The following is a 13,016-nucleotide window of genomic DNA, read 5'->3' on the forward strand; positions in this document are numbered from 1 at the left end:
GAGTACTGCGGGGTCAGCCCGTGGGAGGCCAGGGCGCCGCTGACCGGTGGACGGCACCGAGCCGTACGCTTGAACTGCGGAAGGGGGAGGCCTCGCGGCCCCCCCCCTTTTTTGCGTTTTATAGAGAGCTGTAATACAAGAACTCGCCTTCTTTTAGCTTGTCTTACTGTTTGGCTGTATTTTGAGTCCTTCTTTTGTATTTGCGCGATAATAACTCCCATTGGCGTTAGGGAGGACTTGATGTTTACCGTTTTTGTCTTGGGCAATATTGCTTCGGGTAAGTCGACTGCCTGCCGCTATCTCGAATCTCATGGCGCCATGCTTATCGATCTGGACGAGCTTGCCAAATCGCTGTATGTGCCAGGCTCCGATATCGTCAATGCCCTCGCTGAAGAATTTGGCTGGGATATTTTGGACGAGGAGGGTGGCGTTCGCCGTAACATCCTCGCTTCTCGAGCTTTTGTTTCTCCTGATGCGGTCGCGAGGCTCAATAGCATTGTGCACCCCGTTCTCATTGAGCAGCTGTCACTGAGGATTCTTGATCCGGTTTGCTGCACGGTTTCGTCCCCCCGTTATCCCTTTGCGGTTGTCGAGGTTTCTGCCCCGACTGGTTTTGAGGATGCATTTGGCTTGGCTGATGAAATTCTGGTCATCAGCGCCCCTTTAGCAGTTCGTCGCGAGCGTGCCATTCAGCGTGGCATGGAGCCATCTGATTTCGATGCCCGTTCTGCTTGCCAGCCCGATGAGTCTGCGCTGTGCAATCTCGCTACAACGGTGATTGATAATACCGCAGGCGATAATTCGCTCTTTGAGCAGCTTGACTCATGGCTTGCATGCCATGGGTTTATAGGCACTGCGAATAAGGAGGATGCCGATGCCTAAGACACGTTTCTTTGCGTGGTATCGCCTTATACCGCTGGCTGCCGTTTTTGCCTTCGGCCTTATCTCATTCGTTTACTCGTGTGCTCCTGCCGCTTTCTTTAAGCCGCTGTATCCGATTGACTACGAGGCATATGTAAAGCAATCCAGTATTTCGCATAATCTGGATCCGTATCTGGTGTGCGCTGTCATTAAGTCTGAATCGAATTGGGATCCCAAGGCCGAATCGAATCAGGGTGCTCAGGGATTGATGCAGCTGATGCCCGTGACTGCTCAGGATATGATCGCCAAGGGCCTTGTCGACGGTGACGAGTATTCGGCCGACAACCTTAACGATCCGGCTACGAATATCGAGTTTGGCTGTGCGTATCTTTCGTATCTTCTAGCGTATTTTAACGGGTCGACTGACAGTGCCATTGCCGCCTATAACGCCGGTATGGGCAATGTCGACGGATGGGCGCAGCAGAACACGTCACTCCATAATGCGATTACCTTCCCTGAAACTCAGGCTTATCTGATTCGTGTCAATAATGCCTGGGTTCGCTACAAGACCCTCTATCCCGATCAGTTCGTATAGGACTATGCCTGCCGCCTGCGTATACTGCAGATATATGAGTTAGGAGTATCCATGGCGGAATTTGAAGTTGAGCGTGTTGGAGGAGAGCTCAAACGTTTTGGCGTTGAGGGCTCTGAGGCGCCATTTAAGGTTGTATCTCCTTATGAGCCTGCAGGTTCTCAGCCTAAGGCCATTGAGTCGCTTGTGCAGGGTGTGAGGGACGGAGATCGCTATCAGGTTTTGCTGGGCGTGACTGGTTCGGGCAAGACCTTCACGATGGCTAAGACTATTGAGGCCCTGGGGAAGCCGACGCTGGTCATGGCTCCCAATAAAACGCTCGCCGCTCAGCTTGCGAGCGAGCTCAAAGAGTTCTTTCCCAACAACGCTGTGGTCTACTTTGTCTCGTACTACGACTACTATCAGCCCGAGGCGTATGTGCCGCAAAGCGATACATATATCGAGAAAGACTCCTCGATTAACGAAGAGGTCGAGATGCTGCGCCATCAGGCGACCGCGTCACTGCTCTCTCGACGCGATGTGATCGTTGTCGCATCGGTCTCGTGTATCTATGGCATTGGCTCTCCTGAGGACTATGCGGGTCTGGCTCCAAACGTCGACAAGAAGGTGCCGCTCGAGCGCGATGACTTTATCCATGCACTTATCGACATTCAATATGATCGCAATGACTATGACCTGGCACGCGGCACGTTCCGCGTGCGCGGCGATGTTGTCGACGTGTATCCGCCTTATGCCGAGCATCCGTTGCGGTTTGAGTTCTTTGGCGACGAGGTCGAGCTGATTGCCGAGATCGATGAGGTCACCGGAGAGATGCTTCGTGAGTACGAGGCCATCCCCGTATGGCCGGCATCGCACTACGTGACCGAGAAGCCGAAGGTCAAGGCGGCTCTGAAATCGATCAGCGAAGAGTGCGAGAAGCGCGTGGCGGAGCTCAAGGCGACCGACAAGTTGCTTGAGGCGCAGCGTCTGCAGCAGCGCACCGATTATGATCTTGAGATGCTCGAGACGATGGGCTTTTGCAACGGCATCGAGAACTACTCGCGTCATCTGGACGGTCGCAAGCCGGGTGAGCCGCCGTTTACCCTGATCGATTACTTTCCTAAGGACATGCTCTGTATCATCGACGAGAGCCATGTGACGGTGCCGCAGATCCGCGGCATGCATGAAGGCGACCGCTCGCGTAAGGTAACGCTGGTGGAACACGGTTTTCGCCTGCCCTCGGCACTCGATAATCGCCCGCTTCGTTTCGATGAGTTTGAGGCAAGGATACCCCAGTTTATCTATGTTTCGGCCACGCCGGGCGACTACGAGCTGCGGGTGAGCCAAAACGACGTGGAGCAGATTATTCGTCCGACCGGTCTGCTCGACCCCAAGATCGATGTGCGTCCGGTTCGTGGGCAGATTGACGATCTTGAGGACGAGATTCGCGAGCGCGTTGCCCGCAAGGAGCGCGTGCTGGTGACCACGCTCACCAAGCGCATGGCCGAGGACCTGACCGACCATCTGCTTGATGCCGGCATTAAGGTCAATTACATGCACTCCGATACAGCGACGATGGACCGTGTCGAGATCCTGCGAACGCTGCGCGAGGGCAAGATCGATGTTCTCGTTGGCATCAACCTGCTTCGCGAGGGCCTAGACCTTCCCGAGGTCTCACTGGTGGCAATTCTCGATGCCGATAAGGAAGGCTTCTTGCGCAACCGCCGTTCGCTGATTCAGACGATTGGCCGCGCGGCCCGTAACGCCGATGGCGAAGTCATCATGTATGCGGACGTTGTGACCGATTCGATGAAAGAGGCCATCGAGGAGACGCAGCGCCGTCGCGAGATTCAGATGGCATATAACGAAGAGCATGGCATTGTGCCCAAGACGGTGCGCAAGGCCATCAACGACATCTCAAGTTTTATTGCCGAGGCCGAAAAAACCGTGGGTTCCAAGGGGCGCTCGAAGGGCGACTCTCTTGGCCATGGCGCATTCTATACGCCCGATGAGTCGGGCGAGGGTGGCGTGCCGGAAACGGTGGCGTCCGAGCAGACACTTGCGGGGCAGTTGGAAGAACTGCCGCATGACGAGCTTGTGCGGATCGTCGAAACCATGGAAGAGGATATGCGTAACGCTTCTGCCGCCATGGACTTTGAGGAGGCGGCGCGCCTGCGCGATGCCGTCGTTCAGATTCGGGCGATGCTCGAGGGTGCGTCTGAGGACGAGACGATTGAGCGCTTACGTTCGCAGGCCCGCAAGGGTTCCATGTTCGCATCGGGCAGAAAACGCCAGGGTGCACGGTTTAAGAAATAGCGAACAGGCCCCGAGTTCCCTGTGGAGCTCGGGGCATGCGTCTTTTGCGCGCTGGAATTCGTGCGTTAGAGGTCTGCGATCAGGGCTTCGGCACAACGGATGCCGTCGGTGGCGGCGCTCATGATGCCGCCGGCATATCCAGCTCCCTCACCACAAGGGTAGAGGCCCGGGGTCGACACGGCATGGCACGTTCGGTCTCGGGTGACGGTGACCGGTGAGCTCGAACGAGTCTCCACGCCGGTAAGAACGGCGTCGGGGCGGTCGTAGCCGCGTAGCTTTTTTCCGAGTAGGGGAAGTCCCAGGCGGAGCGACTCGACGATATGCTGCGGCAGGGCTTCGTCAATTGCCGTCCAGGTCACACCGAGCGGATAGGTGGGCTTTACCTTTCCGGGCGCCTTGCTGGCACGTCTTGCGAGGAAATCTCCGACGAGCTGTGCCGGTGCGTTCCAGTTGGAACCGCCCAGGCGATAGGCGGCCGCCTCACAGGCACGCTGGAGCTCGATGCCGGCGAGCGGGTCATCGTTGGGAAGGTCCTCGGGTGTGACGTTAACGAGCAGGGCGGCATTTGCGTTGCGTCCGTCGCGGGCATTGAGGCTGGCCCCGTTGACGCACAGGTGGCCCTGCTCGGAAGAGGCGGCGACAACCTGCCCGCCGGGACACATACAAAACGAGAACACGCTGCGGCCGTTGGAAAGATGGGCAACAAGTTTGTAGGGGGCTGCTCCGAGGGCAGGATGTCCCGCCGAGGCTCCATATTGGGCTCGGTCGATGTCGCGCTGCGGATGCTCGATGCGAACGCCCATGGCAAAGGTCTTTTGTGCGAGGGCCACGTTGTGGTCCTTAAGGAGCTCAAAAATATCGCGAGCAGAATGCCCGCAGGCGAGGATGAGGTGCTTTGTCTCGATTGACTCGTAAGCGGCGTCTTGGGACGATTGGACATCAATACCAGTGATGGCGCCAGACACGTCGATGCGAATGTCGACGAGCTTCGTTCGATAACGGACGACACCTCCGAGCAGCTCGATGCGCTGGGATATAGCGGTGACAACCGTGGGAAGGATGTCGGAGCCAATGTGCGGCTTGGCATCCCACAGAATATCGCGGGGCGCACCCGCCTCGACGAAGGTTTCGAGGATAAGGCGATGGGCGGGATTTTTTGTTCCCGTATTGAGCTTGCCGTCCGAGAAGGTCCCCGCGCCGCCCAGACCAAACTGGATATTGCTCTCGGGGTCGAGGATGCGCTCCTTTAGAAAGAGGTCGATCGCCCGCGAGCAGCGAAATGCCGGGTCGCCGCGCTCGATGAGCAAGGGCTTAAGACCTGCTTCGGCGAGCGTAAGCGCAGCGAAAAGGCCGGCGCATCCGGCGCCGACAACGACAGGGCGTTCTTGAGGTGCGTCGGAGGCGGGGGAGGGGAATGAAGGCTCATCGTCTTCTATCGCGCGTACGCGCGAGCGGTCACGCTCGGCAACGCTGTCGACCGCTTCTCGCTCGAGGTGGGGACTAGTCAGCTCAACACGAAAGCTCAGGATAAAATGGACGTCTCGTTTTTTGCGAGCGTCGATTGACTTGCGGTGGAGCTCGATGGACTTGATCTCTGAGTCCTTGCAACGTAGGATGCGCTTGGCGACTCGCTTGCCAACAATGAGACAGGCATTTTCATCGCCGGCTTCATCGAGCGACGCGTTGACTTGGGTGATTTCAATCATCGAGGTCTCCTTAGAGGCAAGAAAGAGGCCGTCCGGTATCCCAGACGGCCCGAATGCGTTTTTGATTATAGACTGCGCGGCTACAGGCTGCTTGCAGCGCGAATGCCCGAGAGCCAGGCCCACGCAAGGTTAAAGCCTCCGCAATCGGCGTCGATGTCGAGCGCTTCGCCGCAGACGTAAAGCGGGGCGTCGACAACGCTGCGCGCGCGTAGACTGGGTGTTGAGATGCTCTCGACAGATACGCCACCACGCGTGACCTGCGCCGAGCGCTCATCGGTCGTCCCCTCGGCAAACAGCTTAAAGTGCTTGAGGATCGAGACCAGATGGATGACATCGTTGGAGCCTGGATGGCACTGCTCGAACGCTGTGCAGACGACGCGGGAGAGTTGCGGGGCGAGCATGCCGTCGAGCCAACGGGGATCGCGGGGTGAAAAGCGGCCGAGCAGTTCAACGCGTCGGTTGAGCGTATCGAGCAGCTCGTCTTTGGAGAGGTCGGGGAAAACGTCGAGCAGGATCGTATCGCCGTGCTGGATACGACGAGAGAGGTTGAAGACAGCGACGCCCGAGATACCGAAGGTTCGAAACAGCACTTCACCGTCTTCGTGCCAGAGCTCATTATGATTGCGGGCGAGCGTCAAGCAGGCGCGGACGCGCAGGCCATCCAACGTCTCGAGTGCCGCCCGATCGCCAACGACCGTTGCCGATACGGGGCAGAGGATGGGGCGCAGCGAAGTGAGGGGGAGGCGAAACGTATCGGCGATACCGGTGGGGTTGCCGCCCGTAGCGATAATTACGGCATGTGCCTGCAGGGCTTCGTTCTTGCGAGGGACATCGGCGAGCGCTTTCCGAAGCGAGCGGAGCTCCGATTTTCGGCCATCGTGCTTTTTTGCCTTGAGCGCCCGCGCTGGACGGTCTATTTGGAGTGCCCAGCCTTCAGAAGCTTTGTGCGCTGAGGCAACGTTGGCTCCACAGATTAAGGTGATACCTAGGCGGTCGCAAACGTTGAGAAGCGCGTCGCGCACCGATTCGGCGCGAAGGGAGCGCGGGTACAGCCGGCCTTCCTCGGAGGTTGTCATGATGCCCAGCGAGGAGAAGAAACCCATAAGCTCTTGTTCGGGCTGGGGGCCCATAACGGATTCGACGAATGCGGGGTGGTTATACCGCTGAGGATCAATCGATTCGTTGGAGAGGTTGCAACGGCCGTTACCGGTCGCAAGGAGCTTGAGGCCGCAGGCGACATCGCGCTCAACGATGCAGACGCTTTTGCCAGCGCGTGCGGCCGTAATGGCGGCGGCGAGGCCTGAAGCCCCGCCGCCGATTACCAAGACGTCATAGAGGGCGCTCGCGTTCACTTAGGCCTCGTCGGTCTCGTGCGGGGTAATAGCCTCGACGGCAGAGACTGCCTTGGGCAACATGCCATCGGGCAGCGCGGTCTCGACCTCGCCCTTATCGCAGGCCTCGGCGAGTGCCGGATTAATGGGAAGCTGGCCCAAGATGTCGAGGTTATAGCGCTCTGCGACCTCGGGGAGCTTGCTCTTGCCAAAGACCCCGATCTTCTTGCCGCAGTCGGGGCACTCAATATAGCTCATGTTCTCGACAATGCCCAGAATGGGGACGTTCATCTTCTCGGCCATGTTGACCGCCTTGGCGACGATCATCGAGACCAGATCCTGCGGGCTCGTGACGATGACGATGCCGTCGACCGGCAGCGACTGGAAGACGGTGAGCGCGACGTCGCCTGTTCCCGGAGGCATGTCGACCAGCAGGTAGTCGATGGGGCCCCACGAGGTCTCGCTCCAGAACTGCCTAATGGCGCCTGCGATGACCGGACCGCGCCAAAGGACGGGGTCGGTCTCGTTTTGGAGCAGCAGGTTGGAGCTCATGACCTTGACGCCGTGCTCGGAGATTTCGGGCAGCATAAGGTTGCCAAGGGCATGGACGTGGCGTCCACTCATACCGAACATCTTGGGGATAGAGGGACCGGTGATGTCGGCATCGAGGACGCCGACCTTGTGGCCGTGACGGGCAAGCTCGGTGGCGATGGCACCGGTGACAAATGACTTGCCGACACCGCCCTTGCCGGAAAGCACGGCGATGACGCGCTTGACCTCGGACAGCGTGTTCTCCTCAAATTGCGACGGCGACGTTTGTCCGCCGGCGGCCTGTGCGTGTTCGCAACCCATGTATGACTCCTTTGTATATGCTGGGGCCGGGGCCCCGCGATGTGACACGAGCGTCATTGTACCCTCGTTTGCGAGCGGGAGTCATTTGCGATGCGTTTGGGCCGAGCGTGCTTGCAATACGATGGGCCCAAGCGAATGGGCGGGCTTACTGAACTTTGCTGGCGAACTCGAGGTATTGCATGCGCTGCAGCTTGTCGATCGTCGAGGCGTAGGGGCTGTCTTCCGATTCCAAGTCGTAGCGCAGCCCGTCGGCACCGAGATAGCCGGCGACATTGATGGTGGGCACATCTGACCTTGTCGCAAGCAGGGCCTTTTGGTAATTGGTGAGCGGGGCGCCGATCTTATTAAGGGTAATGGCTGCAATCTCGTTTGCCCCGACGGTGTCGTAGACGTTGAGCTCGGTATTGCCGGCGATCTCATAGTTAGCCCAGACGAGATATGTCGACTGATAGATACGGAAAGCGTGGCTTGCCGTATCTTCCTGAGGGTACAGCTCGTCGTTGAGAGTCGTTGCGGCGCTCGGCTGATGGTCGCCAAAAAAGACAAGAACAACCGGTCTGCCGATGTTGCGGAGCTCGTTGATAAAGTACTCGAGGTCCCGGTCGGATGCGTTGATGCAGGTGAGATAGGTGTTGAGCGCGCTGTTGGCGCCTTCGCTGGCTCCCTCGACCCAATAGTTTGTCAGACCCTCGGCGGGAACGGTGCCATAGTCGTAGCCGCCGTGATTTTGCATCGTGACGTCAAAGATGAACTGCGGGGCTTCGTCGGTTCTAAGCAGGTCGAGTATCTTGTCGTAGGTGGCGTAGTCGCATACGCCGGCATGGTAACAGGGCGCACCTTCGAAATCGCCGATTGAAAGAAAGTCTCCAAAGCCCAGCTGCTGATAGATTTTATCTCGATGGTAGTTGACGGGGTTTTGCGGGTGCATAGCGGTAGCGGTATACCCAAGCTCCTTAAGGTCCTTTGCCAGGCTGTTGACGCCATTCATCTGATACAGCTGATAGGGGATTTTGCCTAATCCGACAAAGGCCGTTGTCGCTCCGGTCAAAAATTCGAATTCGGAGTTCGCCGTTCCGCCACCGGCGACCGAAGCGAGCATGGTGCCGCGAACAAGTGTGTCGGGAAGCGAGTTGTAGAATGCGGGGCCGGTGTACCCGGCCGCCTGGAGCTGCTCAAAGCACGAAAGGTCGCTAAAACTCTCGTTCATGACGGCAACAATCGTCGGCTTGATTTCATTGAACTGGGCAACGGCCGCCGCGCGCTGCTCGCTCGAGCCATACGTGCTGTCGTAGGTGGCGGCGAGCTCCTGCTCGATGCTCTGCGCCTCATCGGGCGTATAGTCTTCGGGCTTCTCAATGGGCAACTCGTTGACCATTTCGGTGAACGAAGTGATAAAACCCTGAGACGCATACGTGGTGATGGGCTGCCAACGGTCAAATCCAAAATTCAGCGCCTGCTCCAAGTCGATGCTGGAAAAGCCCGAGAGCCCCACAACGGTCACTAGCAGAAAAGCGCAGAGGTTAGCGGCGATTGCGGGGAACACATGGGTGGGCGTACGGAGCTTTCGCGGACGGATAAGCGAAAGAAGCCCCAGGGAAATCTCCAGCAGGGCTAGAGAGGTTACGATTCCGGCGGTAAAGGTAAACTCGTATCCCTCGCTCACTTCCATTGCGGTGCCAAGGGCCAAGATATCGCTTGGCAGGATGGCCTCACCTTTAAACGTTATGACGAAGTGCTCGGCAATGCCAAGGATGCAACAGGCGACGGGCACGAGGGCCATGACGCCTCCATGACGCTGTCCCAGCAAATAAAGGGAGAGCAGAACCGTCGCGAGCAGCCCGACGGAAAACCCGAATGAGTTGGCGGGAATGCGATAGAACGTTTCGTTACAGGCAATTTCGAGTGAAACGAACGAGAGCGCTGAAACAGCGGCGATGACAAGGATGTCACGGCAAATACAGGCAACCGTTCCCGTCGCAAGATCGGTTTGGTCGATAAGTCCCGAAACCAAGGGTTCGACAAGAAGTATGACGGCGGCAGCACCGAGCGCCGAATAAGAAAGGAGCCATAGGGAACTGTCCTCATTTACGAGCAATTGATTCGTAATCCATGCAGCTACCACGCCGAGCGGGATGAGGAGCGTCGCGCACCAAAAGACGCGGGCAATGGGCGGCTTTTCATTGTGTTTGATTGAAAAATACACGCGCACGACGACGGCGGCCACGATAAGGACGGCGATGAATATGGGCAGATTGGCCATGTCGCTCGAAGTGATTTCAAGGGGGATATCTTCGGTCATGGACGTTCCTCTGTTACGGCAAATTAAGTTCAGTATTAGATTACTGTAACCTCTCCACGGTATTTCGAGAAACAAAGCACCCGATACGCAAAGCTAAAGGTCTGCGAATCTTGTATTACGAACATCTGTGCGCGTCGAGTGCGCTAAACTCATCGGCAGTATGATTCGATGCAATAGGAGGCAAGGAGCTTCCATGTCTGATTCTTCTATCGTTATTCGCGGCGCTCGTGAGCACAACCTCCGCGATATCGATGTTTCCATTCCGCGTGACCAACTCGTGGTCATTACCGGTCTTTCTGGCTCGGGCAAGAGCTCGCTGGCATTTGACACTATCTATGCCGAGGGCCAGCGTCGATACGTCGAGAGCCTTTCGAGCTATGCGCGCCAGTTCTTGGGCCAGATGGACAAACCCGACCTGGATTCAATCGACGGCCTTTCGCCGGCGGTGTCGATCGACCAAAAGACGACGTCTAAAAACCCTCGCTCGACGGTTGGCACCGTAACCGAGATTTATGACTATCTGCGCCTGCTGTTCGCCCGTGTGGGCACCCCGCACTGTCCCGAATGCGGCCGCGTCATTGAGCGCCAGACGACCGACCAGGTTGCCGACAAAGTCTTGGCGGCGGGGGAGGGTCGCCGCGCGTTTGTGCTGGCACCGGTGGTGCGCGGGCGAAAAGGCGAGTACACCAAACTGTTTGAGGACCTTCGCGCCGAGGGCTTTAGCCGCGTGCGTGTCGACGGCGAAGTGCGCTCGCTCGACGATCCAATCGATCTGGACAAGAAGTTCAAGCACGATATCGAGGTCGTGGTCGATCGCATCGTGATCCGTGAGAACTCTCTGGGCCGTATCGCCGAGTCTGTTGAGCAGGCGACCGCGCTGGCTCACGGCAATGTAAACGTGTACATGCTGCCCGATCGTGATGCTCCCGAGGGGGCCGAGGGCGAGCTGCTGGAGTATTCGTTGGCCTTGGCGTGCCCGGAGCATGGTCACTCCATTGACGATCTTCAGCCGCGTGATTTTTCGTTCAACGCGCCCTATGGCGCGTGCCCAGAGTGCGATGGCCTGGGCTTTAAGAAGACGGTCGATGCCGAGGCCCTAATCGAAGACCCCTCGAAGTCGATCGCCGACGGGGTTTTTGGCAGCCTGTTTGGCAACTCTAACTACTATCCGCAGATTTTCGCTGCGGTCTGCAAACACTTTAAGGTGAGCGTCGATACGCCGTGGGAGGATCTGCCTCCGCGGGTGCGTCGCGCGTTTTTAGACGGCATGGGCGACCAGAAGATTTCGGTCGACTATCAAAAGCTCGATGGGCGCCGCAGCCAGTGGGACACCAAGTTCTCGGGTGTGCGCAATATCCTGTACGAGCGCTATACCGAGACGACGAATGAGAACACCAAGGCGCGCTTGGAGAAGTACATCCGCGAGGAGCCGTGCTCGAGTTGCCATGGTGCTCGTCTGCGCCCCGAGATGCTCGCCGTTACCGTAGGCGGTAAGTCCATTTACGAGGTCTGCTGCCTATCGTGCCGCGAGTCGCTCGAGTTTTTTGAGGGCCTGGAACTCACCGAGCGCCAACAGTTTATCGGCGGCCGTATCGTCAAGGAAATCCTGGAGCGCCTGCGTTTTCTGGTCGATGTCGGACTCGACTATCTGACGCTCGATCGTGCCTCGGCGACGCTTTCCGGAGGCGAGGCCCAGCGTATTCGACTGGCAACGCAGATCGGCGCGGGTCTCATGGGCGTGCTCTATATTCTGGACGAGCCCTCGATCGGTCTTCATCAGCGCGATAACGAGCGCCTGATCAAGACGCTTGAGCGCCTACGCGATATCGGCAATACCGTTATCGTCGTCGAACACGACGAGGATACGATTCGTGCTGCCGACTATGTGATCGACATGGGCCCCGGCGCGGGCGTGAACGGCGGACACGTGGTCGCCGCGGGAACGCCTGCCGATATCATGGCGTGCCCCGATTCGATGACGGGTGCCTACCTGACCGGCAAGCGAATGATTCGGGTTCCCGATGAACGCCGCAAGCCCGGTCGCGGCTGCCTTAAGATCACGGGCGCCCGCGCCAACAATCTCAAAAACGTTACCGCCAAGATCGAGTTTGGTACGCTTACGGTTGTTACTGGCGTGTCGGGATCGGGCAAGAGCTCCCTGGTTACCGACACCATTGCGCCTGCCCTTACGAATGCCATTCACCGTTCGACGCGCCCTGTGGGTCCGTATAAGAAAATCGAGGGCATCGAGTGTATCGATAAGGTTATCGATATCGACCAGTCGCCAATTGGGCGCACGCCGCGTTCCAACCCTGCTACGTACATTGGCCTGTGGGATGATCTTCGCGCGCTGTTTGCGAGTACGCCGGAGTCGAAGGCGCGCGGCTACTCGCCGGGACGTTTCTCCTTTAACGTGAGCGGCGGTCGCTGCGAAGCATGCAAGGGCGACGGACAAATTAAGATCGAGATGCACTTCCTTCCCGATATCTATGTCCCCTGTGAGGTCTGCGGCGGCAAACGCTATAACCGCGAGACGCTTGAGGTCACCTACCGTGGTAAGACTATCTCTGACGTGCTCGACATGAGCGTCACCGAGGCGCTGGCCTTCTTTGGGAATATCCCGCAGATTAAGCGCAAGCTCCAGACGCTGTACGATGTAGGTTTGGGCTACGTGAGCCTGGGCCAGCCCGCCACGACGCTCTCGGGCGGCGAGGCGCAGCGTGTGAAGCTCGCCAAGGAGCTTCATCGACGCCAGACGGGCAAGACGTTCTATATTTTGGACGAGCCGACGACCGGCCTTCATTTTGAGGACGTCCGCCAGCTGCTCGATGTGCTGCAGCGCTTGGTCGATGCGGGCAACACGGTGCTGGTGATTGAACACAACCTTGATGTCATCAAGGTTGCCGACCGCCTGATCGATATGGGCCCCGAGGGCGGTAACGGCGGCGGAACCGTCGTGGTTTCGGGCACACCGGAGCAGGTTGCGGACTGTCCGCAGAGTTATACGGGCAAGTTTTTGGCGCCGTTGCTCAGGCGTGACCGGGAGCGTCAGGCTCAACTTAATGCTCAATAAATAGGCG

The 13,016-nt window shown here is 58.1% G+C and carries 8 protein-coding genes; 4 read left to right on the top strand and 4 right to left on the bottom strand.

Annotated features, from left to right (window positions below; all coding sequences use genetic code 11):
• Window positions 1–240 precede the first annotated feature (240 nt).
• From coaE to uvrB, 3 genes are read left to right on the top strand one after another with little or no spacing between them, the layout of a single operon-like run.
• A complete protein-coding gene (gene coaE / locus I2D57_RS05305; protein ID WP_195361742.1) occupies window positions 241–882 on the top strand; it encodes a dephospho-CoA kinase in 642 nt (213 codons plus the stop codon).
• Window positions 875–1,456, top strand: coding sequence for a lytic transglycosylase domain-containing protein (locus tag I2D57_RS05310; RefSeq protein ID WP_195361743.1), 582 nt, complete (start codon window positions 875–877; stop codon window positions 1,454–1,456). Before coaE ends, I2D57_RS05310 begins: the two co-directional genes overlap by 8 nt.
• Window positions 1,457–1,507: 51 nt before the next feature.
• On the top strand, window positions 1,508–3,748 hold the full coding sequence (uvrB, locus tag I2D57_RS05315) for an excinuclease ABC subunit UvrB (RefSeq protein WP_195361744.1): 2,241 nt from the start codon (window positions 1,508–1,510) through the stop codon (window positions 3,746–3,748).
• A 65-nt stretch (window positions 3,749–3,813) separates the two neighbouring features.
• Here uvrB and I2D57_RS05320 read toward each other — a convergent pair whose 3' ends face one another.
• From I2D57_RS05320 to I2D57_RS05335, 4 genes are all read right to left on the bottom strand, one after another.
• Complete coding sequence (locus I2D57_RS05320) at window positions 3,814–5,454, bottom strand: NAD(P)/FAD-dependent oxidoreductase (RefSeq protein ID WP_195361745.1); 1,641 nt, start codon at window positions 5,452–5,454, stop codon at window positions 3,814–3,816.
• A gap of 80 nt (window positions 5,455–5,534) precedes the next feature.
• A complete protein-coding gene (locus I2D57_RS05325) occupies window positions 5,535–6,806 on the bottom strand; it encodes an NAD(P)/FAD-dependent oxidoreductase (RefSeq protein WP_195361746.1) in 1,272 nt (423 codons plus the stop codon).
• Window positions 6,807–7,637: an Mrp/NBP35 family ATP-binding protein gene (locus I2D57_RS05330; protein WP_195361747.1), complete on the bottom strand. Its 831-nt coding sequence runs from the start codon at window positions 7,635–7,637 to the stop codon at window positions 6,807–6,809.
• A gap of 145 nt (window positions 7,638–7,782) precedes the next feature.
• Window positions 7,783–9,936: an LTA synthase family protein gene (locus I2D57_RS05335; RefSeq protein ID WP_195361748.1), complete on the bottom strand. Its 2,154-nt coding sequence runs from the start codon at window positions 9,934–9,936 to the stop codon at window positions 7,783–7,785.
• A 193-nt stretch (window positions 9,937–10,129) separates the two neighbouring features.
• Between I2D57_RS05335 and uvrA the strand changes: the two genes are divergently transcribed.
• Window positions 10,130–13,009 (top strand): excinuclease ABC subunit UvrA, encoded by a 2,880-nt coding sequence (gene uvrA, locus I2D57_RS05340; RefSeq protein WP_195361749.1) that lies wholly within the window; start codon window positions 10,130–10,132, stop codon window positions 13,007–13,009.
• Window positions 13,010–13,016: the final 7 nt, after the last annotated feature.

It is taken from the genome of Collinsella aerofaciens (assembly GCF_015553355.1).
GTDB lineage: Bacteria > Actinomycetota > Coriobacteriia > Coriobacteriales > Coriobacteriaceae > Collinsella > Collinsella aerofaciens_V.

Bases quoted from the DNA above. Each gene is read 5' to 3' on its own strand.
- I2D57_RS05310 (WP_195361743.1), top strand. From the start codon at position 875: ATGCCTAAGACACGTTTCTTTGCGTGGTATCGCCTTATACCGCTGGCT.
- uvrA (WP_195361749.1), top strand. From the start codon at position 10,130: ATGTCTGATTCTTCTATCGTTATTCGCGGCGCTCGTGAGCACAACCTC.
- I2D57_RS05320 (WP_195361745.1), bottom strand. From the start codon at position 5,454: ATGATTGAAATCACCCAAGTCAACGCGTCGCTCGATGAAGCCGGCGAT.
- coaE (WP_195361742.1), top strand. From the start codon at position 241: ATGTTTACCGTTTTTGTCTTGGGCAATATTGCTTCGGGTAAGTCGACT.
- uvrB (WP_195361744.1), top strand. From the start codon at position 1,508: ATGGCGGAATTTGAAGTTGAGCGTGTTGGAGGAGAGCTCAAACGTTTT.
- I2D57_RS05330 (WP_195361747.1), bottom strand. From the start codon at position 7,637: ATGGGTTGCGAACACGCACAGGCCGCCGGCGGACAAACGTCGCCGTCG.
- I2D57_RS05335 (WP_195361748.1), bottom strand. From the start codon at position 9,936: ATGACCGAAGATATCCCCCTTGAAATCACTTCGAGCGACATGGCCAAT.